We start from the raw sequence: 21,797 nt of genomic DNA, 5'->3' as shown, positions 1-21,797 counted from the left end.
TCATCGATGAGCTGGATTGAACGAATTCTTAACAAGAGCAATATCACACAAACCCGTAAGGCGAGCATTCCTGAAGGGGTCTGGACCAAATGCGACAGCTGCGGCCAGGTCCTCTACCGCGCCGAGCTGGAGCGTAATCTGGAAGTGTGTCCGAAGTGCGACCACCACATGCGCATGGGCGCGCGCGCGCGTCTGCATACCCTGCTGGACGAAGGCAGCGAAGTGGAGCTGGGCAGCGATCTGGAGCCGAAGGACGTTCTGAAATTCAAGGATTCCAAGCGCTATAAAGATCGTCTGGTCGCCGCACAGAAAGCGACCGGCGAGAAAGACGCGCTGGTGGTGATGAAGGGCACGCTGTACGGCATGCCGATCGTCGCGGCCTCCTTCGAATTCGCCTTCATCGGCGGCTCGATGTCTTCCGTGGTCGGCGCGCGTTTCGTGCGTGCGGTTGAGCAGGCGCTGGAGGACAACTGTCCGCTGGTGTGCTTCTCCGCCAGCGGCGGCGCGCGCATGCAGGAAGCGCTGATGTCGCTGATGCAGATGGCGAAAACCAGCGCGGCGTTGGCCAAGATGCAGGAGCGCGGCTTGCCGTACATCTCCGTGCTGACCGACCCGACTATGGGCGGCGTTTCCGCCAGCCTGGCGATGCTGGGCGACATCAACATCGCCGAGCCGAAAGCGCTGATCGGCTTTGCCGGCCCGCGCGTCATCGAGCAGACCGTGCGCGAGAAACTGCCACCGGGCTTCCAGCGCAGCGAGTTCCTGATCGAAAAAGGCGCGATCGACATGATCGTTCGCCGTCCGGAAATGCGCCAAACGTTGGCGAGCATTCTGTCCAAGCTGACCAACCAGCCGCAGCCGCATTTCGATGAGGCCGCGCCGGTCATTGAGCCGGAGCCGCAGGCCGACGCCTGAGGCAAAGACAGATCCCGCCCGGGTTCAGCCGCCACTTTGTGGCTAAGTGACGGCTGATGCCCGTTCCCTGCCGGCCGTGGCCTATCTCGCTGCAGTTTGCAGGCTGGCGGCAGTCACGAAGCGCATCGCCTTTACCGCGGTGAGGGTGGTGCCCTGATGGATTAATGAACCCAAGTTCAGTGATGGGACTCATGCAAAACCACCAAATTCCCCAAGCCACGTCGCCATTGAGCTCGTGGCTTTATTATCTGGAACGTCTGCACAGCCAGGCGATCGAACTCGGCCTTGAGCGCGTACAGCGCGTCGCGGCGCATCTGGATTTACTGACCCCCGCCCCCACGGTGTTCACCGTTGCCGGCACCAACGGCAAAGGCACCACCTGTCGCACCCTCGAAGCCATTCTGCTGGCCGCCGGCCTGCGCGTCGGCGTCTACAGTTCGCCGCATCTGGTGCGCTATACCGAACGCGTGCGCATTCAGGGGGAAGAGCTGAGCGAAGCGGAGCACAGCCGCTCGTTCGCCGCCATTGAGGCCGGCCGCGGCGAAACGTCGCTGACCTATTTCGAATTCGGCACCCTGTCGGCGCTGCAGCTGTTCAAACAGGCGCGGCTCGACGTGGTGATCCTGGAAGTGGGCCTGGGCGGGCGTCTCGACGCCACCAACATCGTCGATCCGAGCGTGGCGGTGATTACCAGCATCGCGCTCGATCACACCGACTGGCTGGGCAACGATCGCGAAAGCATCGGCCGCGAGAAGGCCGGCATTTTCCGCAGCGGCAAGCCGGCGGTGGTGGGCGAACCCGACATGCCGGAGAGCATTCGTCAGGTTGCCGAAACGCTGGGCGCGCCGCTGTATCGCCGCGGCGAAGCCTGGAGCTTCAGCGAGCAGGGCGATCGCTGGCAGTGGCAGGGCGGCGACACGCTGCTGACCGATCTGCCGACGCCGAACGTGCCGCTGGCCAACGCCGCTACCGCACTGGCGGCGCTGAACTGCTCCCCGCTGGAAATCGACGAACGCGCGATCTTCACCGGGCTGCAGCAGGCGACGCTGCCGGGGCGTTTCCAGATCGTGCGGCGGGAGCCGACGCTGATCCTCGACGTGGCGCACAACCCGCACGCCGCCGGCTATCTGGCCGGGCGTCTGGCCAAACTGCCGCGCGAAGGCGGCAAGGTGCGCGCGGTGGTGGGCATGCTGTCGGACAAGGATATCGCCGGCACGCTGGCCTGCCTGAGCGAGCAGGTGGATGAATGGTACTGCGCGCCGCTCGACGGGCCGCGCGGCGCCAGCGTCGAACAGCTGGCGCAACATCTGAAGGAACCGCGCCGCTTTAATGATGTCGAAACTGCCTGGCGGCAGGCTATGCAGGATGCTGATAAACAGGATATTGTGATCGTCTGTGGATCGTTCCACACCGTGGCGCAGGTGATGGCGGCGTTAGACGAGATGCGGGGAGTGTGAGTGGCGAGTAAATTTCAGAACCGACTGGTCGGAACCGTGATTCTGGTGGCGCTGGGGGTGATCATCCTGCCAGGGCTGCTGGACGGCAAAAAGAAGCATTACGAGGATGAATTTGCGGCCATTCCGTTGGTGCCGAAACCGGGCGATGTCGAAGAGAACGACGTGCTGCCGCCGGTGACGCAACCGCTGCCGGCGCAGCCGCCGGAAGGGGCGGGCGCGCTGGTCGAGCAGCAGGCGGCCAATGAAGCGGCGGCGCAACAGGCGGTGCGGCAGAGCGCTCAGCAGCCGACGCAGGTGGCGCCGCCACCGGTCGAGACGCGTCCTCAGCCGGTGCCGCAGCCCAAGCCGAAACCGGTGGAAACCAAACCGGTGGAAGTGAAACCGAAACCGGCACCGCAACCGAAGCCGGTGGAAGTGAAGCCGGTGCCGAAGCCGGAGCCGACGCCGAAACCTGAGCCGGCGCCGCAGCCGAAACCGGCGGAAGAAAAAGCGCCGGCCGGGCAAGCCTACGTCGTGCAGCTCGGGGCGCTGAAGAACGCCGCCAAGGCGAACGAGATTGTCGCCTCGCTGCGCCTCTCGGGCTATCGCGCCTTCACCGTGCCATCAACGCCGGTGCAGGGGCAGATCACCCGCATCTACGTCGGCCCGGACGCCTCCAGGCAGAAGCTGCAGGCGGCGCTGCCGTCGCTGAACTCGATCAGCGGGCTGAGCGGGCAGGTGAAGCCGTACGGCCGTTAAACCCCGCAGGGGCGCAGCACGATGCGCCCCTGAATGAAGGAGTGGTGGAGAGAAAGCGAGAAAAACCGCGCCTTTTACCGGCGAAATCACCTATGTAGGCGCGGCGATTGAGAATTTTTTGATCGCCGCTTTTTATTTGTAACGTGGTAGGAAATCCCCTACGCAAACGTTTTCTTTTTCTGTTAGAATTCGCCGCGAATTGGATGCAGGGGCGATTCATCATTGGAATAGTTCATGGTCTGGATTGATTACGTCATTATAGCGGTAATTGGATTTTCGGCTCTGGTGAGCCTGATCCGAGGGTTTGTTCGCGAAGCATTGTCACTTGTGACATGGGGATGTGCGTTTTTTGTTGCCAGCCATTTCTACTCTTACCTTGCGGTCTATTTCACTCGTTTTGAAGATGAACTGGTGCGAAACGGCATCGCGATCGCGATTTTGTTCATCGCGACCTTGATCGTAGGGGCTATTGTTAACTATGTGATTAGCTCACTGGTAGAGAAAACCGGGTTGTCGGGCACCGATCGGGTGCTGGGCATCTGCTTCGGCGCGCTGCGCGGAGTATTGATCGTCGCGGCGATCCTGTTCTTCCTGGATACCTTTACCGGCTTTTCACAGAGTGCCGACTGGAAACAGTCGCAGCTCATTCCCCAGTTCAGTTACGTCATCAGGTGGTTCTTTGACTACCTGCAGAGCACGTCGAGTTTCTTGCCGACCCAATTGCCGGGGCGGTAGCGCTGATGAGGAAAAGACAACATGTGCGGTATTGTCGGTATCGCCGGTTTCATGCCGGTAAACCAGTCGATTTATGATGCGCTGACGGTGCTTCAGCACCGTGGCCAGGATGCCGCAGGCATCGTCACCATTGACGCCCACAACGGGTTCCGTTTGCGTAAAGCCAACGGCCTGGTGAAGGATGTGTTTGAGGCGCGCCATATGCAACGCTTGCAGGGCAACATGGGCATTGGCCATGTGCGTTACCCGACGGCCGGCAGCTCGAGCGCCTCTGAGGCCCAGCCTTTCTACGTCAACTCGCCGTTCGGCATTACGCTGGCCCACAATGGCAACCTGACCAATGCCCATGAGCTGCGCCAAAAGCTGTTCGAAAGCGGCCGCCGCCATGTCAACACCACCTCCGACTCGGAAATCCTGCTGAACGTGCTGGCCAGCGAGCTGGACCGTTTCCCGCACTACCCGCTGGAGGCCGACAACATCTTTACCGCGGTCGCCGCCATGCATCAGCAACTGCGCGGCGCTTACGCCTGCGTGGCGATGATCATCGGCCACGGTCTGCTGGCGTTCCGCGATCCGAACGGCATTCGCCCGCTGGTGATCGGCAAGCGCACGCTGGAGGATGGCCGCAGCGAGTACATGGTGGCTTCCGAAAGCGTGGCGCTGGATACCCTGGGCTTTGAGTTCCTGCGCGACGTGGCGCCGGGCGAAGCGGTGTATATCACCACCAAGGGCCAGCTGTTCACCCGCCAGTGCGCAGAGAACCCGAAAACCAACCCGTGCCTGTTCGAATACGTTTATTTCGCGCGCCCGGACTCCTTTATGGACAAGATCTCGGTCTACAGCGCCCGCGTGCGCATGGGCCAGAAGCTGGGCGAGAAGATTGCCCGCGAGTGGGAAGATCTGGATATCGACGTGGTGATCCCGATTCCGGAAACCTCCTGCGACATCGCGCTGGAGATCGCGCGCATTCTCGAGAAGCCCTACCGCCAGGGCTTTGTGAAGAACCGCTACGTCGGCCGCACCTTCATCATGCCGGGCCAGCAGGCGCGTCGTCAGTCGGTGCGCCGCAAGCTGAACGCCAATCGCGCCGAGTTCCGCGACAAGAACGTGCTGCTGGTGGATGACTCCATCGTGCGCGGCACCACGTCGGAACAGATCGTCGAGATGGCGCGCGAAGCGGGCGCCAAGCGGGTGTACCTGGCTTCCGCCGCGCCGGAAGTGCGGTTCCCGAACGTTTACGGCATCGACATGCCGAGCGCCAACGAACTGATCGCCCACGGGCGCGAAGTGGATGAAATCCGCCAGATTATCGGCGCCGATGGGCTGATCTTCCAGGATCTGGACGATCTGATCGAAGCGGTGCGCGAAGAGAACCCGGACATCACCCAGTTCGAATGCTCGGTGTTCAACGGCATCTACGTGACCAAAGACGTCGATCAAAGCTATCTGGAATACCTGGAGTCGCTGCGCAGCGACGACGCCAAGGCGCTGCGGGTGCAAACCGAAGCGGAAAACCTGGAACTGCATAACGAAGGCTAACCGCCTGCGTTGATCCATCAGGGTGCATCGCCGCGTCTGCGGCGGTGCGCCTTGCTCCTCTGACTTGCTTATCCCTCGCCATTGCGGCAAAGTCTGCCTGATCTTACTTTTTACGGCAGAGGCCATTTTCCATGAAACGACTCATCATCGGCATTTCCGGCGCCAGCGGCGCCATCTACGGCGTGCGCCTGTTACAGGTTTTGCGCGACGTCGCAGAGGTGGAAACCCATCTGGTGATGAGCAACGCGGCAAGACAGACGCTGGCGCTGGAAACGCCGTACAGCCTGCGGGAAGTGCAGGCGCTGGCCGACGTGGTGCACGATGCGCGCGACATTGCCGCCGGCATCTCCTCCGGCTCCTTCAAAACCCTGGGCATGGCGATCCTGCCATGCTCAGTCAAAACGCTGTCCGGCATCGTCAACAGTTACAGCGACGGGCTGCTGACTCGCGCCGCCGACGTGGTGCTCAAAGAGCGCCGCCGTTTGGTGCTGTGCGTGCGGGAAACGCCGCTGCATTTGGGTCACCTGCGGTTGATGACCCAGGCGGCGGAGATGGGGGCGGTGATCATGCCGCCGGTGCCGGCGTTTTACCACCAGCCGAAAAGCGTGGAAGACATCATCGATCAGACCGTCAATCGGGTGATCGATCAGTTTGATATCGAACTGCCGGCCGATCTGTTCACCCGTTGGCAGGGCGTTAGTTAACATTTTAATCCCCAAATTGGTACATTTGTGCAACACCGCACTGAATTAGGGCGGCGCATGCACCATAATGATCCTACTTCATCACGTTCACTGTTTCATGGCGCCGCCTTGTCGCGGCTGCCAGTGGCGCGGCCCCGAGCGGCCGATTTAATTTTGCGGTTATCGTCCCAGGAAACAGTATTGTGAAGGCCGGAGCCGTTCCTTCCGCCCGTAGCACCTAATGTGGCACGATTACTGCAAATTGATTTGGTGGGGAAAAGTAATGCCCGTAGTGGCATCAAAAAAATCAATTTGAGGGTAATTTATGAAAAAGCTGGTTAAGGTTCTTCCTTTAGTCTTGGCTTTGGCGGCCGCAAACAGCGCATTCGCCGCTATCCCATCGACATTGAAGATCGGCACCGATCCGACTTATGCGCCGTTTGAATCCAAAAACGCCAAAGGCGAGCTGGTCGGCTTCGATATCGATTTGGCCAAAGAGCTGTGCAAACGCATAAATACCCAATGCACCTTCGTGGAGAGCGACTTTGACGCGCTGATCCCATCCCTCAAGGCGAAGAAAATCGACGCCATCATCTCTTCGCTGTCCATCACTGAAAAACGCCAGCAGGAAATCGCCTTTACCGACAAGCTGTATGCCGCCAACGCGCGTCTGATCGCGCCGAAGGGCTCCAAGCTGTTGCCTACCGTGGACGCCCTGAAAGGCAAGAGCGTGGGCGTGCTGCAGGGCACCACCCAGGAAGCCTACGCCAACGCCATGTGGCAGCCGAAGGGCGTCACGGTGGTGCCTTACCAGAACCAGGATCTGGTCTACGCCGATCTGGCGTCCGGGCGCATCGACGCCGCTTTCCAGGATGAAGTGGCGGGCAGCGACGGCTTCCTGAAACAGCCGCCGGGCAAAGACTACGCGTTCGCCGGCGAATCGGTGAAGGATGACAAATTCTTCGGCGTCGGCACCGGCATGGGGCTGCGCAAAGCCGATACCGAGCTGAAAGCCGCGCTGGATAAAGCCTTCGCCGAAATGCGCAAAGACGGCACCTACGATAAATACGCGAAAAAGTACTTCGACTTTGACGTCTACGGCGGGTAATCCGCTAACCGTTCCATGCTGTGACTGCGGGGCCGGTGCGCCGGCCCCGATGGTTCGGATCCTAGACCACAGGGTGAAGTAGATGCTGCAAGGCTATTCCCAACTGATTTTCGAGGGGGCTCTGGTGACGCTGGAGTTGGCCCTCAGTTCCGTATTGTTGGCGGTGGTGATCGGGTTGATCGGCGCCGGCGGCAAACTCTCCCACAACCCCCTTATTTCCGGCCTGTTCGGCGCTTACACCACGCTGATCCGCGGCGTGCCCGATCTGGTGCTGATGCTGCTGATCTTTTACGGTCTGCAAATCGCGCTGAACAATATCACTACGCTGCTGGGCTTCTCGCAGATCGATATCGATCCGCTCGGCGCCGGCATCATTACCCTCGGCTTTATCTACGGCGCTTATTTTACCGAGACCTTCCGCGGCGCCTATCTGGCGGTGCCGAAAGGGCAGATCGAAGCGGCGACGGCCTACGGCTTCAGCGGCGCGCAGATCTTCCGGCGCATTCTGTTCCCGGCGATGATGCGTTTCGCCTTGCCGGGCATCGGCAACAACTGGCAGGTGATCCTGAAGGCGACGGCGCTGGTGTCGATCCTCGGCCTGAACGACGTGGTGAAAGCCACTCAGCTGGCGGGGAAAGGCACCTATCAGCCGTTCTTCTTCGCCATCGTGGCCGGCGTGGTGTACCTGATCTTCACGACCGTTTCCAACGGCGTGCTGCTGTGGCTTGAACGGCGTTACTCACTGGGCGTCAAGAGGGCCGAGCTATGATCGAGATTTTGCAACAGTATTGGCAGTCGCTGCTGTGGAGCGACGGCTACCGTTTCACCGGCGTGGCGGTAACGCTGTGGCTGCTGATCGCTTCGGTGGTGATGGGCGGGCTGCTGGCGATCCCGATGGCGGTGGCGCGCGTCTCTTCCATCCGCTGGGTGCGTTTCCCGGTGTGGCTCTATACCTACGTGTTTCGCGGCACGCCGCTGTACGTGCAGCTGCTGGTGTTCTACTCCGGCATGTACAGCCTTGAGATCGTGCGCGGTAGCGAGTTTCTCAATGCGTTTTTCCGCAGCGGGCTCAACTGCACCATCCTGGCGCTGACGCTCAACACCTGCGCCTATACCACCGAGATCTTCGCCGGGGCGATCCGCTCGGTGCCGCACGGTGAAATCGAGGCCGCCAACGCCTACGGTTTCTCGCGCTTCAAGATGTATCGCTGCATCATTTTGCCTTCGGCGCTGCGCACCGCGCTGCCGGCCTACAGCAACGAAGTGATCCTGATGCTGCACTCCACCGCGCTGGCGTTTACCGCCACCGTGCCGGATCTGCTGAAGATTGCGCGCGACATCAACGCCGCGACCTATCAGCCGTTTTACGCTTTCGGCATCGCGGCGGTGCTGTACCTGATCATCTCCTACGTGTTAATCAGCCTGTTCCGCAAGGCTGAAAAACGCTGGATGGCACACGTTAGTCACTGATAAATGACGGGAAGAAAAACCATGTCTGAGAATAAATTAGCCGTCACGGAACTGCACAAACGCTATGGCGACCACGAAGTGCTGAAGGGCGTCTCGCTGGCGGCCAACGCCGGGGATGTGATCAGCATCATCGGCTCCTCCGGCTCCGGCAAAAGCACCTTTCTGCGCTGCATCAACTTCCTCGAGAAGCCGAGCGAGGGCTCGATCAGCCTGAACAACGAAGACATCCGCATGGTGCGCGACAAAGACGGCCAGCTGAAGGTGTTCGACAAGAAGCAGCTGCAGCTGCTGCGCACCCGCCTGACCATGGTGTTCCAGCATTTCAACCTGTGGAGCCACATGACGGTGCTGGAGAACGTGATGGAGGCGCCGGTGCAGGTGCTGGGGCTGAGCAAGGCCGACGCGCACGAGCGCGCGGTGCGTTATCTGGATAAGGTGGGCATCGATGAGCGGGCGCGCGGCAAATACCCGGTGCACCTGTCGGGCGGCCAGCAGCAGCGCGTTTCTATCGCCCGCGCGTTGGCGATGGAGCCGGAAGTGCTGCTGTTTGACGAACCGACGTCGGCGTTGGATCCCGAGCTGGTGGGCGAGGTGCTGCGCATCATGCAGAAGCTGGCGGAGGAGGGGAAAACCATGGTGGTGGTGACGCACGAAATGGAGTTTGCGCGCCACGTTTCCAACCACGTGATCTTCCTGCACAAAGGGTTGATTGAAGAACAGGGGCCGCCGGCCGAGCTGTTCGGCAACCCCAAAAGCCCGCGCCTGCAGCAGTTCCTGTCCGGCGCGTTGAAGTAACTTCAGATCAGCGGGCTTCGGCCCGCTGATTAATCACGTCATCCAGCGCCTGCTCCAGCTCCAGATAGCGGAAGTGGAAGCCGGCCTCCTCCAGCCGCTTCGGCAACGCCCGCTGGCCGCCGAGCACCAGCACCGCCGCTTCCCCCATCAACAAACGCATGACGAACGCCGGCACCCGCAGAAACGCCGGGCGATCGAGCACGTTGGCCAATTGGGCGGCGAACTGCTCGTTATGCACCGGGTAGGGGGCGACCATGTTGAACGGGCCGGTGAGCGTGGCGTGATCCAACAGATAAATAATGCCGTTGACCATGTCGTCGAGATGGATCCACGGCAGGTATTGGCGGCCGTCGCCGATCGGGCCGCCCAGCCCGAAGCGGAACGGCGGCAGCATTTTGGCCAGCGCGCCGCCCTGCGGCGCTAGCACCACGCCGGTGCGCAGCAGGCAGACGCGGGTAGCGTCGCTCTGCGCCTGCAGCGCCAGCGCTTCCCAGCGTTGGCACAGCTGGTGGGTGAATTCGTCGTGCGGCGGCTCCTCTTCGGTGACCACCGCCTGCCCCTGATCGCCGTAGTAGCCGACGGCGGAACCGGAAATCAGCACGCCGGGCGGCGTGCTGCCGGCCTTGATCAACTGCGCCAAGCGTTCGGTCAGATCCCAGCGGCTATGACACAGCCGCTGCTTCTGCTGTGCGCTCCAGCGCTTGTCGGCGATAGGTTCGCCCGCCAGATTGATCACCGCATCGAAGTCATCCAGCGACTGCCGGTCGTCCAGCGTGCGCCAATAGCTCGGCTGGTCGCCGAGCCGGGCCCGGGCCCGCCGTTCGTCTCGCGTCAGTACCGTAATATGGTGAGAAAGCGCCAGCAGCCTGGCCGTCAGGCTGCTGCCGATCAATCCCGTTGCGCCGGTGATCAGGATCCGCATGGTCGACCTCCCTGAGTTAGTCCCTGCGATAGCTCATGGTCATGGAGACAGAATCGGCGTAGCGCAGAGCCAGAAGTTTATCTATCTCCACTTCAGCATAGGTCACCCAGGCGTGTTCTTTTACGATATCGAGCACATCCTGCGTTAATTTTTCCAGCAACGCGAAACGGTTATCTTCCACATGGCGGATGATCGCTTTGGTGATGGTGCGGTAGTTGAGCGCATCGGCGATGTCTTCGCTGTTGCGCGCCTTGTCCGCCGGGTAGTGGATCACCACGTTGATCAGGATGTCCTGTCGGTTGTTGATTTCCTCTTCCTTGATACCGATGAACGTGCGCAGCCGCAGATTTTTAATGCGAATAACGGCGTCGGGTTGACTGAAAGACATCAGAGATTCTCCATAGGTCTGATTATTGGCGTTCAGAATACACGGAAAGTAGGGAAATGATAACGCAGGGACGATGTGACTCCCCGGTCGACGGGGAGTCGGGGAGCGGGATTAGCCCTGTTCGGCCAGCTTATAGGCGCGCTCGGTCGCCGGGCGGTTGCTGATGCGTTCGAACCAGTTGCGCACCGCCGGGTAATCCGCCAGATCGATGCGCTGGCGCGGATGCGACACCACCCACGGGTAGGTGGCGATATCGGCGATGCTGTAGTTGTCGCCGCCCAGGTACGGATGTTTTTGCAGTTCGGCTTCCAACACGCCATACAGCCGTTTGGTTTCCAGCTGGTAGCGCTCAATGGCGTAAGGCACCGGCTGCGGCGCGTAGTGGTTGAAGTGATGATTCTGCCCGAGCATCGGCCCGAACCCGGCCACCTGCCAGAACAGCCACTGCAGGGTGGCGGCGCGTTCGCGCAGGCCCTTGCTCAGCAGTTTGCCGGTCTTCTCCGCCAGATACAGCAGGATTTCACCGGACTCGAACAGGCTGATCGGCTCGCCGCCGTCCACCGGTTGCTGATCGACGATCGCCGGGATTTTGTTGTTGGGAGAAATGCTCAGAAAGTCCGGTTTGAACTGCTCGCCGGCGCTGATGTTTACGCGATGGATACGGTAGGGTAAGCCGACCTCTTCCAAAAACAAGGTGATCTTGTGACCATTGGGAGTAGGCGCGTAATACAGGTCAATCATGTTGCCTCCTGCGGTAAGGTGATCTGTAATTCATTACACGTTGCTGCGGTCTTCGCCGCGCACAAAGGTATATCAGAGATCCAACAATAGCAGCTAAGGATAGCAGGCTATGTGGGATTCGTCCGATGCTATCTGCGCGGCTGGATCACAATTCTCCATCGGGGCGGGCGGCGGTTTGCCGCACGGCGCCGGCGCGGTAAAATGGCGCTTATTTCCCTCTATAGGACAAGGTTATGAAGCTGATGTTCGCCTCGGATATCCACGGCTCGCTGCCGGCCACCGAACGCGTGCTGGAATTGTTCGCACAAAACGGCGCCGACTGGCTGATTCTTCTGGGTGATTTGCTGAATCACGGCCCGCGCAACGCGCTGCCCGCCGGCTATCAGCCTGCTCAGGTTGCCGAACGATTGAATCGCTATAGCGACAAGATCATCGCCGTTCGCGGCAATTGCGACAGCGAGGTCGATCAGATGCTGCTGACGTTTCCCATCGAGGCGCCCTGGCAACAGGTTTTACTGCAAAAAAGACGATTGTTTTTGACCCACGGTCACCTTTATCATCCCTCGGCACTGCCGCCGTTATCCCGCGGTGACGTCCTGGCCTACGGCCATACGCATCTGCCGCAGGCGGAGCGGCAGGGTGAGATCTATTGCTTCAATCCGGGCTCGGTCAGCATCCCCAAAGGGGGCTTTCCGGCCAGCTACGGCATGTTGGATCGGGGCACTTTGCGCGTGCTGACGCTCGACGACGGCAAGGTCGTCGCGGAAGTGGCGTTAACACGCTAAACGCACTAATTTATACACACACAATAAAAATCTTTGAAAAGCACTCATTGATTAACCAGCGCGCGGGATGCATCGCGCCAAAATAGAAGGTTTTAGAGGATGGCGGAACAGGGTCAGGCTGCAGATACCGAATGGGTTGATATCGTCGACGAGCAAAACGAGGTGATTGCGCAATCCAGTCGTCAACAGATGCGGGCGGAGCGGCTGCGTCATCGTGCTACCTATATTGTGGTGCATGATGGAATGGGAAAAATTCTGGTGCAGCGTCGTACCGAGATCAAAGACTTCTACCCGGGCTGGCTGGACGCGACGGCGGGCGGCGTGGTGCAAAGCGGTGAAAACGTGCTGGACTCGGCGCGCCGCGAGGCGGAAGAAGAGCTGGGCATCGCCGGCGTGCCTTTCGCCGAACACGGTCTTTTCTACTTCGAAGAAGAGCAGTGCCGGGTGTGGGGCGCGCTGTTCAGCTGCGTATCGCACGGCCCGTTCGCGCTGCAGGAAGAAGAAGTGGCCGAGGTGTGCTGGCTGACGCCGGAAGAGATCACCGCGCGCTGCGACGAGTTTACTCCGGATTCGCTGAAGGCGCTGTCGCTGTGGCTGACGCGCAACAACGAACAGGATTACGGCAAGCCGCTCGACAACCACTGAGACGCCAACGCGTAAGAAAGCCGGTCATCGACCGGCTTTTTTTATGGTGCGGATTCAGCAGCTGTCGCGGCGGCACAGCGTGGCGGGCAGGGAGCCTGCCGGCTGCCAGGGCTGCTCGTTCAGCCGCGCCAGCAGCGCCTGGCCGGCCTGAATGCCGATGTCGCGATGCGGAATGGTCATGGTGGTCAGCGGCGGCTGGCACACCCGGCTGAACTCGCTGTTGCCGAACCCCACCACCGCCAGATTGTCCGGCACCTTGATGCGCCGCCGCTGGCATTCATACAGCGCGCCGCCGGCCAGTTCGTCCGAGGCGCACACCAGCGCGTCCAGCTCCGGCCAGGCCAGCAAGAATTCCGGCAGCTGCTGCGCGCCGGTGCTGAAGCTGGCGGGCTGCGCGGCGTTGATCACCCGATGCGGCGACATATGGTTGCGCAGCAGCGCCTTGTGCCAGCCCTGCAGGTGCTGCTGGAAGATCCACTGTTCCTGGTTGGCGCACAGCAGCCCGATGTTCTGATAGCCGCTGGCGATCACCGTTTGCGTCAGCTGATACATCGCCGCCACGTAGTCGATGCCGATGCTCATGTCGATCGGATCGGCGCGTACGGCGCCGATCTCCACCACCGGAATGTTGGCGGCGATCAGCGCGTTGCGGGCGTTTTGCGAATGCTCGACGCTGAGCAGCACCGCCGCCGCCAGGTTGTAGGAAAGCAGGGTCTCCAGCAGCTTCTCTTCGCGCTCCAGATGGTGCTGCGATTCCGCCAGCATGATGTGATAACCGGCCGGCTGCAGCACTTTCTGCAGGCCGGCGAACATCTCGGCGCAGCCGGATTCGGACAGGCTGGGCACCACCATGGCGATGGTGTAGGACGAGGCCGACGCCAGCGAGCTGGCGGCCAGGTTGGGCAGATACCCCAGTTCGCTTACCGCGGCTTCAATCTTCTCGCGCAGTTTGTCTGAAACCTGCTCCGGCGTGCGCAGCGCGCGCGACACCGTCATGGTGCCGACGCCCGCCAGCTGCGCTACGTCAGCCAACGTCACCCTGCCCGTGCTGCGTCGTTTTTTACCGATCGACATGCCTAATCCCGACTGAAATGCGCGCGCGGCGCATAAAAATGGTGAGGGCGGGAAGCCGACGGCGCGGCTTCGACGATCCCCGTATGCGGCACATTCTACCCCGTTACCCGAAAGAGCGAGAAAAAATTGTGGTTAACGCCATGCCGCGGCGCGGCGTTTTGATAGCGCTATCACAGATCTGCATGATAGCGCTTTGGTAGCGCTATCTTTGTGATATCCATCACTGTGTGGCCGGGAGGGGTTGATTAAAGTTTTACCGTCGTCGGTGAATTAATCACCGGCCGAAACCATCAACCTTTAGGAGGGTAACGTGCTGAAAGAGTGGCTGACCGCCGATCATATACAGCTGTGCGAACGGGTGGAGGACTGGCGCCAGGCGGTCACGCTGAGCGCGCAGCCGCTGCTGCAAGACGGCGTGATCACGCCGAATTACCTGACGGCGATCTTTGATCAGCAGGAGAAGCTCGGCCCTTACTTCGTCCTGGCACCGGGCATTGCCATGCCGCACGCCCGGCCCGAAGAGGGTGCCAACGCGTTGGGATTATCGCTGTTGAAGATCCATCAGGGGGTGAATTTTCATTCCGCAGATAACGATCCGGTTCAGGTGGTGGTGATGCTTTCGGCGCCCGACGGCGACAGCCACATCGAATTGATTTCGCAACTGGCGGAATTATTTTCAGACAATCAGGCCATGGCGGCGTTATTTCACGCCAAAGATAAACGGCAAATCGAGGATATTATCGCCCGCTATTAACGCTTAATCACCAGGAATACCATCAATGCTAACAACGCCGGGAATATGACCGGCGGCGCTACCCTACACGCTAAATTCAACAGGTGGATATTATGAAAATCATGGCGATTTGCGGTTCCGGTCTCGGCAGCAGTTTTATGGTGGAAATGAACATTAAAAAGGTGCTGAAAAAGATGGGCGTGGAGGCCGAGGTCGAACACTCCGATCTGTCGTCCGCCACTCCCGGCGCCGCCGACGTGTTCGTGATGGCGAAAGACATCGCCGACAGCGCCAGCGTACCGGCCGAGCAGCTGGTGGTGATCAGCAACATCATCGACATTAATGAGCTGGAAGCCAAGCTGCGCGCTTACTTCGAAGCCCACTCAATCATCTGAATAAAACGATTGGCGAGGTGGATATGTTTATCCAGGAAACGCTTAAGTTTGTGGTGGATATATTAAAGGTGCCTTCGGTGCTGGTCGGGCTTATTGCGCTGATCGGTTTGCTGGCGCAAAAGAAATCGTTTTCCGACGTGGTGAAAGGCACGGTAAAAACCATTCTCGGCTTTATCGTTTTAGGCGGCGGCGCCACGGTATTGGTCGGGTCGCTCAATCCGCTGGGCGGCATGTTCGAACATGCGTTCAATATTCAGGGCATCATTCCGAATAACGAAGCGATCGTCTCCATCGCGCTGGAGAAATACGGCGCTTCCACCGCGCTGATCATGGCGTTCGGCATGGTGGCGAATATCGTGGTGGCACGCTTCACCCGGCTGAAATACATCTTCCTGACCGGCCACCACACTTTCTACATGGCCTGCATGATCGGCATCATCCTGACGGTGGCGGGCTTCGAGGGCGTGCAGTTGGTGTTTACCGGCGCGCTGACCCTGGGGCTGGTGATGGCGTTCTTCCCGGCGATCGCCCAGCGCTATATGCGCCGCATCACCGGCAACGACGATATCGCCTTCGGCCACTTCGGCACCCTGGGCTACGTGCTGTCCGGCTGGATCGGCTCGAAGGTGGGTAAAAACTCGCGCTCGACCGAAGAGATGAACCTGCCGAAAAACCTCAGCTTCCTGCGCGACAGCTCCATTTCGATCTCGATGACCATGATCGTCATCTACCTGATCCTGGCGATCTGCGCCGGGCGGGCCTATGTGGAAAGCGAGCTCAGCGGCGGCCAGAACTACCTGGTGTATTCGATCATTCAGGCCATCACCTTCGCCGCCGGGGTGTTCATCATCCTGCAGGGCGTGCGCCTGATTCTGGCGGAAATCGTGCCGGCGTTCACCGGCTTCTCGGAAAAACTGGTGCCTAACGCGCGGCCGGCGCTGGATTGCCCGGTGGTCTATCCCTATGCCCCCAACGCGGTGCTGATCGGCTTCTTGTTCAGCTTCCTTGGCGGATTGGCCGGGCTGTTCCTGCTGGGGCAGCTGAAGATGGTGCTGATCCTGCCCGGCGTGGTGCCGCACTTCTTCACCGGCGCTACCGCCGGGGTGTTCGGCAACGCCACCGGCGGGCGGCGCGGCGCGATGCTGGGCGCCTTCGCCAACGGGCTGCTGATCACCTTCCTGCCGGTATTACTGCTGCCGGTGCTGGGGGCGTTGGGCTTTGCCAACACCACCTTCTCCGACGCCGACTTCGGCGCGATCGGCATCCTGCTGGGCAATATGGCGCGCTTTATGTCGAAAGAGATGATCATGCTGGCGATCGTCGCCGTGTTCGCGCTGCTGGTGGCGCATAACTTCCTGGGAAAACGCAAAGGCGCGCCGGCCGCTGACCGCGTCGAGAAATAACGAGGGCAGACTGATGAACTACACAACGAGCGAAACGGAAATTGAAGAGCTGCATGCCCTGGCGCGCGCGATCCGCCTGGAAACGCTGAAAGCGCTGACCGGGCTGGGCTTCGGCCACTACGGCGGCTGCATGTCGGTGGTGGAGACGCTGGCGGTGCTGTACGGCAGCGTGATGCGCATCGATCCGGCGGATCCGGACTGGCCGGAGCGCGATGACTTCGTGCTGTCGAAAGGACACGCCGGCCCGGCGCTGTACAGCACACTGGCGATCAAGGGCTACTTCCCGCTGGCGGAGTTGAAGACCCTCAACCAGAACGGCACGCGTCTGCCGAGCCATCCGGACCGGCTGCGCACGCGCGGCGTGGACGCCACCACCGGCTCGCTGGGGCAGGGCGTGTCGATCGCCGCCGGCATGGCGTTGTCCCATCGGCTGGCGGGGCGCCGCAATCGGGTGTTCAGCATCCTCGGCGATGGGGAACTGAATGAAGGGCAGTGCTGGGAGGCGTTCCAGTTTATCGCCCACCACAATCTGAACAACCTGACGCTGTTCATCGATTACAACAAGCAACAGCTGGACGGCGCGCTGGACGAGGTGATCCAACCGTTCGATCTGGCCGCCAAGTTCCGCGCCTTCGGCTTTGAGGTGCAGACCATCAAGGGTGACGACATCGCGGCGCTGTTGGCGGCGGTGGCGCCGGCGCGCGGCGGCGAACAGCGGCCGCTGGCGATCGTGCTCGACAGCATCAAAGGGCAGGGCGTTGCCTATCTGGAAAACCTGTCGAACTCTCACCACCTGCGCCTGACGCCGGACGTGCAGCAGGAAATCGAAAAAGCCATCGCCGAACTGGAGGCCGCCCATGTTTAACGTAGTGACGCAGTTGGAAAACGACGCCGTCGAAATGCGCAAAGTCTACGCCGGCGCGGTGCGTCGGCAGATTGAGGCGGGCGCGCCGATCATCGCGCTGGAGGCGGATCTGATGAGCTCGATGGCGATGGACGGCGTACACAAGGATCACCCGCAGCACGTGATCAACTGCGGCATCATGGAGGCCAACGTGATCGGCGTCGCCGCCGGGCTGTCGCTCACCGGCCGGGTGCCGTTCGTGCATACCTTTACCGCCTTCGCCAGCCGCCGCTGTTTCGATCAGCTGTTCATGTCGCTGGATTATCAGCGCAACAACGTCAAGGTGATCGCCTCCGACGCCGGGGTGAGCGCCTGCCACAACGGCGGCACCCACATGTCGTTCGAGGACATGGGCATCGTGCGCGGGCTGGCGCATTCGGTGGTGCTGGAAGTGACCGACGCCACCATGTTCGCCGACATTCTGCGCCAGCTGATGGATCTGCGCGGCTTCTACTGGGTGCGCACCATTCGCAAGCAGGCGACGCGCATCTATCAGGAGGGCTCGCGCTTTACCATCGGCAAGGGCAACCTGCTGCGCGACGGCGACGACATTACGCTGATCGCCAACGGCATCATGGTGTCGGAGGCGCTGAAGGCGGCGCAGAGGCTGGCGCAGCAGGGCGTCAGCGCGGCGGTGATCGATATGTTCACCCTCAAGCCTATCGACCGTGAACTGATCAAAACCTACGCGGCCAAGACCGGGCGCATCGTCACCTGTGAAAACCACAGCATTCATAACGGACTGGGATCGGCGGTGGCGGAGGTGCTGGCGGAAGAGTGCCCGACGCCGATGCGGCGCGTGGGGGTGAAGGAGCGTTACGGCCAGGTGGGCACCCAAGCGTTCTTGCAACAGGAGTATGGCCTGACCGCCGAGCATATTCTGGAGGCCGCCGGGCAGCTATTGTAAAGCAGAATAGGAATTACCGGCATTCTCTTCGGTAATCAAATCGGTTATTCCCCGCGTGTTGTTCTGCCCAGAGACGTTTATCAACATGCTACCCATTGTAAAGTCCCCTAGGGGACTTTTTCTTTTTTTATTGATAATAACTGGCCAATGCAGGAATAAAAATTTATTATTTGTAAATAAGCAAATAAAAACAATTGTTTATATTTATTTTGTGAATAATATACATCACCCTCTCTTATTCATACATGGAGTGAATAAGGGAGGGGGTAATTTTTCCATTAACCCTATGATTGAATTGCATTCGGCTCTCAAGGAGGAGATTATGGCCGTGGTTCCATTACTGCCGCCAGGCGGTTTTACTGTTCTTGCCAGAAATTTGCGCGAGGCGCGCAGGCAGGGGCAACCTCGCAACATGGCGTTGCCAGGTACTTACTATTGGTTCTACCAGCAGGTAAAAAATCGGGGCCCTTGGGATTACAAACAGCAAAATCGCGCATTGGCTAACTTTGGTAATTTCAATTATGGTGCGACCGGTACCGCGGCTGGAATTCCCGCAGATATTTTGTTGATGGGCGCTGGATTTGCTCAGTCAAAAGCAGGAACATCGCGGCCAGAATGGAGTCATTGGTATCAACGCCCGCCGTATGGTGATGACCCTCAGGATCAATATTGGATCAAGCAAGGAATTGATTATGCAAATCGGCATGGTTACTAAATGGGCTCATCGGCTGCTGACGGCAATTTTGTTGGTTATTGTCGTCGGATTGGCGGGATACTGGTATGCCACCCGCGATACTTATGACGATAAGCTCTATAGCAAAAAGCAGTTGACCGACGATATTTGGCTCTACATCACCGAGTACCAGAATGCGGGGGCTACCGACACGGATGTGTATCGTTACTATTTGAACCGAAGCCTGGATGGGGACCCTATCAAAGTGCTGGGGCAAAGCGCGCCAATCTTGACGGCGGATCGGGCTGATGCAACTATCCGCGGCGAGGGTAACCGCATCACCATCAATTTTTCCGGGAAGGTGTATTCCTTTACGAATTCGGCATTTTTCTATACCACGAACAGCCAAACGCCCATCATGCCCACCATTGATTTTTCTGCACGGGGCGTCAGCGCCTGGCGATGATGGTGGGTGCAGCGGATTTGGCGGATATTGTCTAAAACAGCATAATCACCAAGAATATCAGGCATAAAAAAGCCAGTCAGGATTACCTGACTGGCTTTTTTTAACGGTTTATTACGCCTTGGCGGCGGCAGCGTCAGCCTGGGAAGACTGGATCGCCGTCAGCGCGACGGTGTAGACGATATCGTCAACCAGTGCGCCGCGCGACAGGTCGTTCACCGGCTTGCGCATGCCTTGCAGCATCGGCCCGATGGAGACCAGGTCAGCGGAACGCTGTACCGCTTTGTAGGTGGTGTTGCCGGTGTTCAGATCCGGGAAGATGAACACGGTCGCCTGGCCGGCTACCGGTGAGTTCGGCGCCTTGGACTTGGCAACGTCGGCCATGATGGCGGCGTCGTACTGCAGCGGGCCGTCGATGATCAGGTCCGGGCGTTTTTCCTGCGCCAGGCGGGTCGCTTCGCGCACTTTCTCGACGTCGCTGCCCGCGCCGGAGTTGCCGGTGGAGTAGGAGATCATCGCTACGCGCGGCTCGATGCCGAAGGCCGCGGCGGAATCCGCAGACTGGATGGCGATTTCAGACAGCTGCTCGGCGGTCGGATCCGGGTTGATCGCGCAGTCGCCGTAGACCAGTACCTGGTCAGGCAGCAGCATGAAGAACACGGAGGACACCAGCGAGCTGCCCGGCGCGGTTTTGATCAGCTGCAACGGCGGACGGATGGTGTTGGCGGTGGTGTGAACCGCGCCGGAGACCAGACCGTCGACTTCGCCTTGTTCCAGCATCAGGGTGCCGAGCACCACGTTGTCTTCCAGCTGCTCGCGCGCGACCACTTCGGTCATGCCCTTGCTCTTGCGCAGCTCAACCAGACGCGGCACGTAGTTTTCACGCACGGCGACCGGATCGACGATTTCGATGCCTTTGCCCAGCTCAACGCCTTGCGCTGCCGCGACGCGCTGGATTTCTTCCGGGTTGCCGAGCAGCACGCATTCCGCGATGCCGCGTTCGGCGCAGATGGCCGCCGCTTTCACGGTGCGCGGCTCGTCGCCTTCCGGCAGCACGATGCGCTTGCCGGCTTTACGCGCCAGCTCGGTCAGCTCGTAACGGAACGCCGGTGGAGACAGGCGGCGTGAACGCTCGGAGGTGGCGGTCAGCGAGTCGATCCATTCGGTGTTGATGTGGCTGGCCACGTAGTTCTGCACTTTCTCGATGCGCTGGTGGTCGTCCGCCGGCACTTCGAGGTTGAAGCTCTGCAGGCTCAGCGAGGTCTGCCAGGTGTTGGTATCGACCATGAACACCGGCAGGCCGGTCTGGAAGGCGCGTTCGCACAGCTTCTTGATCGGCTCGTCGATGGCGTAGCCGCCGGTCAGCAGGATGGCGCCGATTTCCACGCCGTTCATCGCCGCCAGGCAGGCGGAGACCAGCACGTCAGGACGGTCTGCGGAGGTCACCAGCAGAGAGCCTGGGCGGAAGTGTTCCAGCATGTGCGGGATGCTGCGCGCACAGAAGGTCACGGACTTCACGCGGCGGGTCATGATGTCGCCTTCGTTGACCACGCGGGCCTTCAGGTGGCGAGCCATGTCGATGGCGCGGGTGGCGATCAGATCGAAGCTCCACGGCACGCAGCCCAGAACCGGCAGCGGGCTGTTGGCGAACAGCTGCGCAGGATCGACGTGGGCGATGCTGGCTTTGGTGGAGTCGTCGAAGATTTCGGACAGGTCAGGACGGGTGCGGCCCTGATCGTCGACCGGTGCGTTCAGCTTGTTGATGATCACGCCGGTGATGTTTTTGTTCTTGCTGCCGCCGAAGCTGGTGCGCGCCAGTTCGATGCGCTCTTTCAGCTGCGCCGGGGAGTCGTTGCCCAGCGCCAGCACGAAGACGATCTCGGCGTTCAGGGTTTTGGCGATCTCGTAGTTCAGCGCGTTGGCGAACTGATGCTTGCGGGTCGGCACCAGGCCTTCGATCAGCACCACTTCCGCGTCTTTGGTGTTCTCGTGGTAACGCGCCACGATCTCTTCCATCAGCACGTCTTGCTGGTTGGAGCTCAGCAGGCCCTCAACGTAGTCCATGCGCAGCGGTTCGGCCGCCGGGATGGTGGAGTTGCTGCGGATGATGGTGGTGGTCTGGTCGAGCGCGTTGTCGCCGGTGCGCGGTTGAGCGATAGGCTTGAACACGCTCAGACGAACGCCTTTTTGCTCCATGGAGCGGATGACACCCAGGCTGACGCTGGTCAGGCCGACGCTGGTGCCGGTGGGGATCAACATAATAGTACGTGACACAGAATAGTCCTCTTCACGATTAACATGAGGCTAAAACAACACCGTCAGCC

24 protein-coding genes are annotated in these 21,797 nt (G+C 60.2%); 19 read left to right on the top strand and 5 right to left on the bottom strand.

The window, feature by feature from the left end; genetic code table 11:
- The first annotated feature begins 6 nt into the window (after positions 1-6).
- From accD to hisP, 10 genes are all read left to right on the top strand, one after another.
- Positions 7-915, top strand: coding sequence for an acetyl-CoA carboxylase, carboxyltransferase subunit beta (accD, locus tag ACF8MC_RS10650; RefSeq protein WP_025303691.1), 909 nt, complete (start codon positions 7-9; stop codon positions 913-915).
- Between the two features lie 191 nt (positions 916-1,106).
- Complete coding sequence (gene folC, locus ACF8MC_RS10645; protein ID WP_033653750.1) at positions 1,107-2,372, top strand: bifunctional tetrahydrofolate synthase/dihydrofolate synthase; 1,266 nt, start codon at positions 1,107-1,109, stop codon at positions 2,370-2,372.
- On the top strand, positions 2,373-3,110 hold the full coding sequence (gene dedD, locus ACF8MC_RS10640) for a cell division protein DedD (protein ID WP_033648058.1): 738 nt from the start codon (positions 2,373-2,375) through the stop codon (positions 3,108-3,110).
- 234 nt (positions 3,111-3,344) lie between these two features.
- Positions 3,345-3,845: a colicin V production protein gene (gene cvpA, locus ACF8MC_RS10635; RefSeq protein WP_004936119.1), complete on the top strand. Its 501-nt coding sequence runs from the start codon at positions 3,345-3,347 to the stop codon at positions 3,843-3,845.
- Between the two features lie 21 nt (positions 3,846-3,866).
- Entirely contained in the window at positions 3,867-5,384 is a 1,518-nt protein-coding gene (gene purF / locus ACF8MC_RS10630; RefSeq protein WP_019453742.1) for an amidophosphoribosyltransferase, read from the top strand.
- Positions 5,385-5,515: 131 nt separating this feature from the next.
- A complete protein-coding gene (locus ACF8MC_RS10625; protein ID WP_033635347.1) occupies positions 5,516-6,088 on the top strand; it encodes a UbiX family flavin prenyltransferase in 573 nt (190 codons plus the stop codon).
- A 304-nt stretch (positions 6,089-6,392) separates the two neighbouring features.
- Positions 6,393-7,175 (top strand): histidine ABC transporter substrate-binding protein HisJ, encoded by a 783-nt coding sequence (hisJ, locus tag ACF8MC_RS10620; protein ID WP_033635346.1) that lies wholly within the window; start codon positions 6,393-6,395, stop codon positions 7,173-7,175.
- Positions 7,176-7,257: 82 nt separating this feature from the next.
- Entirely contained in the window at positions 7,258-7,944 is a 687-nt protein-coding gene (locus ACF8MC_RS10615; RefSeq protein WP_033635345.1) for a histidine ABC transporter permease HisQ, read from the top strand.
- Positions 7,941-8,645, top strand: coding sequence for an ABC transporter permease (locus ACF8MC_RS10610; RefSeq protein ID WP_033635343.1), 705 nt, complete (start codon positions 7,941-7,943; stop codon positions 8,643-8,645). The genes ACF8MC_RS10615 and ACF8MC_RS10610 overlap by 4 nt, the downstream gene beginning before the upstream one ends.
- Before the next feature lie 21 nt (positions 8,646-8,666).
- Complete coding sequence (gene hisP / locus ACF8MC_RS10605; protein ID WP_004936098.1) at positions 8,667-9,440, top strand: histidine ABC transporter ATP-binding protein HisP; 774 nt, start codon at positions 8,667-8,669, stop codon at positions 9,438-9,440.
- Between the two features lie 7 nt (positions 9,441-9,447).
- On the opposite strand, the gene ACF8MC_RS10600 is transcribed toward hisP, so the two are convergent.
- The 3 genes from ACF8MC_RS10600 to yfcG form a co-directional block, all read right to left on the bottom strand.
- Positions 9,448-10,362 carry a TIGR01777 family oxidoreductase gene (locus tag ACF8MC_RS10600; RefSeq protein WP_164105205.1) on the bottom strand — a complete coding sequence of 305 codons (915 nt, stop codon included), beginning with the start codon at positions 10,360-10,362 and terminating at the stop codon, positions 9,448-9,450.
- 16 nt (positions 10,363-10,378) lie between these two features.
- Positions 10,379-10,750 (bottom strand): dihydroneopterin triphosphate 2'-epimerase, encoded by a 372-nt coding sequence (gene folX, locus ACF8MC_RS10595; RefSeq protein ID WP_033635340.1) that lies wholly within the window; start codon positions 10,748-10,750, stop codon positions 10,379-10,381.
- 111 nt (positions 10,751-10,861) lie between these two features.
- Positions 10,862-11,491, bottom strand: coding sequence for a GSH-dependent disulfide bond oxidoreductase (gene yfcG, locus ACF8MC_RS10590; RefSeq protein ID WP_033653754.1), 630 nt, complete (start codon positions 11,489-11,491; stop codon positions 10,862-10,864).
- A gap of 233 nt (positions 11,492-11,724) precedes the next feature.
- Between yfcG and yfcE the strand changes: the two genes are divergently transcribed.
- On the top strand, positions 11,725-12,276 hold the full coding sequence (gene yfcE / locus ACF8MC_RS10585; RefSeq protein ID WP_033635338.1) for a phosphodiesterase: 552 nt from the start codon (positions 11,725-11,727) through the stop codon (positions 12,274-12,276).
- Positions 12,277-12,375: 99 nt separating this feature from the next.
- Entirely contained in the window at positions 12,376-12,921 is a 546-nt protein-coding gene (gene yfcD, locus ACF8MC_RS10580) for an NUDIX hydrolase YfcD (RefSeq protein WP_004936086.1), read from the top strand.
- Positions 12,922-12,975: 54 nt separating this feature from the next.
- Here the strand turns inward: yfcD and ACF8MC_RS10575 are convergent, their stop codons facing one another.
- Positions 12,976-13,995: a LacI family DNA-binding transcriptional regulator gene (locus ACF8MC_RS10575; protein WP_004936083.1), complete on the bottom strand. Its 1,020-nt coding sequence runs from the start codon at positions 13,993-13,995 to the stop codon at positions 12,976-12,978.
- 310 nt (positions 13,996-14,305) lie between these two features.
- Here ACF8MC_RS10575 and ACF8MC_RS10570 point away from each other — a divergent pair, with 310 nt between their 5' ends.
- The 7 genes from ACF8MC_RS10570 to ACF8MC_RS10540 all read left to right on the top strand — a co-directional run bounded on the left by ACF8MC_RS10570 (position 14,306) and on the right by ACF8MC_RS10540 (position 19,476).
- Entirely contained in the window at positions 14,306-14,749 is a 444-nt protein-coding gene (locus tag ACF8MC_RS10570; protein ID WP_047571198.1) for a PTS sugar transporter subunit IIA, read from the top strand.
- Positions 14,750-14,841: 92 nt separating this feature from the next.
- A complete protein-coding gene (locus tag ACF8MC_RS10565; RefSeq protein ID WP_025303676.1) occupies positions 14,842-15,123 on the top strand; it encodes a PTS sugar transporter subunit IIB in 282 nt (93 codons plus the stop codon).
- 23 nt (positions 15,124-15,146) lie between these two features.
- Complete coding sequence (locus ACF8MC_RS10560; protein WP_004936074.1) at positions 15,147-16,526, top strand: PTS ascorbate transporter subunit IIC; 1,380 nt, start codon at positions 15,147-15,149, stop codon at positions 16,524-16,526.
- Positions 16,527-16,539: 13 nt separating this feature from the next.
- A complete protein-coding gene (locus tag ACF8MC_RS10555; RefSeq protein WP_033635336.1) occupies positions 16,540-17,391 on the top strand; it encodes a transketolase in 852 nt (283 codons plus the stop codon).
- Positions 17,384-18,337, top strand: a complete 954-nt coding sequence (locus ACF8MC_RS10550; RefSeq protein WP_164098853.1) for a transketolase family protein — start codon at positions 17,384-17,386, stop codon at positions 18,335-18,337. Before ACF8MC_RS10555 ends, ACF8MC_RS10550 begins: the two co-directional genes overlap by 8 nt.
- A gap of 322 nt (positions 18,338-18,659) precedes the next feature.
- Complete coding sequence (locus ACF8MC_RS10545; RefSeq protein ID WP_164105206.1) at positions 18,660-19,052, top strand: polymorphic toxin type 44 domain-containing protein; 393 nt, start codon at positions 18,660-18,662, stop codon at positions 19,050-19,052.
- Entirely contained in the window at positions 19,030-19,476 is a 447-nt protein-coding gene (locus tag ACF8MC_RS10540) for a hypothetical protein (RefSeq protein ID WP_086580219.1), read from the top strand. Before ACF8MC_RS10545 ends, ACF8MC_RS10540 begins: the two co-directional genes overlap by 23 nt.
- A gap of 111 nt (positions 19,477-19,587) precedes the next feature.
- Here the strand turns inward: ACF8MC_RS10540 and pta are convergent, their stop codons facing one another.
- Positions 19,588-21,747, bottom strand: a complete 2,160-nt coding sequence (gene pta, locus ACF8MC_RS10535; protein WP_033653759.1) for a phosphate acetyltransferase — start codon at positions 21,745-21,747, stop codon at positions 19,588-19,590.
- Positions 21,748-21,797: the final 50 nt, after the last annotated feature.

This window comes from Serratia sp. LACPHL-BACT-2024-00286 (genome assembly GCF_043109535.1).
Classification (GTDB): domain Bacteria; phylum Pseudomonadota; class Gammaproteobacteria; order Enterobacterales; family Enterobacteriaceae; genus Serratia; species Serratia sarumanii.
Note: the sequence above shows the minus strand (reverse complement) of the source record. Positions and strands in the feature narration are given on the sequence as shown.

Bases quoted from the DNA above. Each gene is read 5' to 3' on its own strand.
- ACF8MC_RS10610 (WP_033635343.1), top strand. From the start codon at position 7,941: ATGATCGAGATTTTGCAACAGTATTGGCAGTCGCTGCTGTGGAGCGAC.
- folX (WP_033635340.1), bottom strand. From the start codon at position 10,750: ATGTCTTTCAGTCAACCCGACGCCGTTATTCGCATTAAAAATCTGCGG.
- ACF8MC_RS10555 (WP_033635336.1), top strand. From the start codon at position 16,540: ATGAACTACACAACGAGCGAAACGGAAATTGAAGAGCTGCATGCCCTG.
- ACF8MC_RS10565 (WP_025303676.1), top strand. From the start codon at position 14,842: ATGAAAATCATGGCGATTTGCGGTTCCGGTCTCGGCAGCAGTTTTATG.
- ACF8MC_RS10575 (WP_004936083.1), bottom strand. From the start codon at position 13,995: ATGTCGATCGGTAAAAAACGACGCAGCACGGGCAGGGTGACGTTGGCT.
- accD (WP_025303691.1), top strand. From the start codon at position 7: ATGAGCTGGATTGAACGAATTCTTAACAAGAGCAATATCACACAAACC.
- ACF8MC_RS10625 (WP_033635347.1), top strand. From the start codon at position 5,516: ATGAAACGACTCATCATCGGCATTTCCGGCGCCAGCGGCGCCATCTAC.
- folC (WP_033653750.1), top strand. From the start codon at position 1,107: ATGCAAAACCACCAAATTCCCCAAGCCACGTCGCCATTGAGCTCGTGG.
- ACF8MC_RS10545 (WP_164105206.1), top strand. From the start codon at position 18,660: ATGGCCGTGGTTCCATTACTGCCGCCAGGCGGTTTTACTGTTCTTGCC.
- yfcG (WP_033653754.1), bottom strand. From the start codon at position 11,491: ATGATTGACCTGTATTACGCGCCTACTCCCAATGGTCACAAGATCACC.
- purF (WP_019453742.1), top strand. From the start codon at position 3,867: ATGTGCGGTATTGTCGGTATCGCCGGTTTCATGCCGGTAAACCAGTCG.
- ACF8MC_RS10550 (WP_164098853.1), top strand. From the start codon at position 17,384: ATGTTTAACGTAGTGACGCAGTTGGAAAACGACGCCGTCGAAATGCGC.
- ACF8MC_RS10600 (WP_164105205.1), bottom strand. From the start codon at position 10,362: ATGCGGATCCTGATCACCGGCGCAACGGGATTGATCGGCAGCAGCCTG.
- ACF8MC_RS10540 (WP_086580219.1), top strand. From the start codon at position 19,030: ATGCAAATCGGCATGGTTACTAAATGGGCTCATCGGCTGCTGACGGCA.
- hisP (WP_004936098.1), top strand. From the start codon at position 8,667: ATGTCTGAGAATAAATTAGCCGTCACGGAACTGCACAAACGCTATGGC.
- ACF8MC_RS10560 (WP_004936074.1), top strand. From the start codon at position 15,147: ATGTTTATCCAGGAAACGCTTAAGTTTGTGGTGGATATATTAAAGGTG.
- yfcE (WP_033635338.1), top strand. From the start codon at position 11,725: ATGAAGCTGATGTTCGCCTCGGATATCCACGGCTCGCTGCCGGCCACC.
- cvpA (WP_004936119.1), top strand. From the start codon at position 3,345: ATGGTCTGGATTGATTACGTCATTATAGCGGTAATTGGATTTTCGGCT.
- hisJ (WP_033635346.1), top strand. From the start codon at position 6,393: ATGAAAAAGCTGGTTAAGGTTCTTCCTTTAGTCTTGGCTTTGGCGGCC.
- ACF8MC_RS10615 (WP_033635345.1), top strand. From the start codon at position 7,258: ATGCTGCAAGGCTATTCCCAACTGATTTTCGAGGGGGCTCTGGTGACG.
- yfcD (WP_004936086.1), top strand. From the start codon at position 12,376: ATGGCGGAACAGGGTCAGGCTGCAGATACCGAATGGGTTGATATCGTC.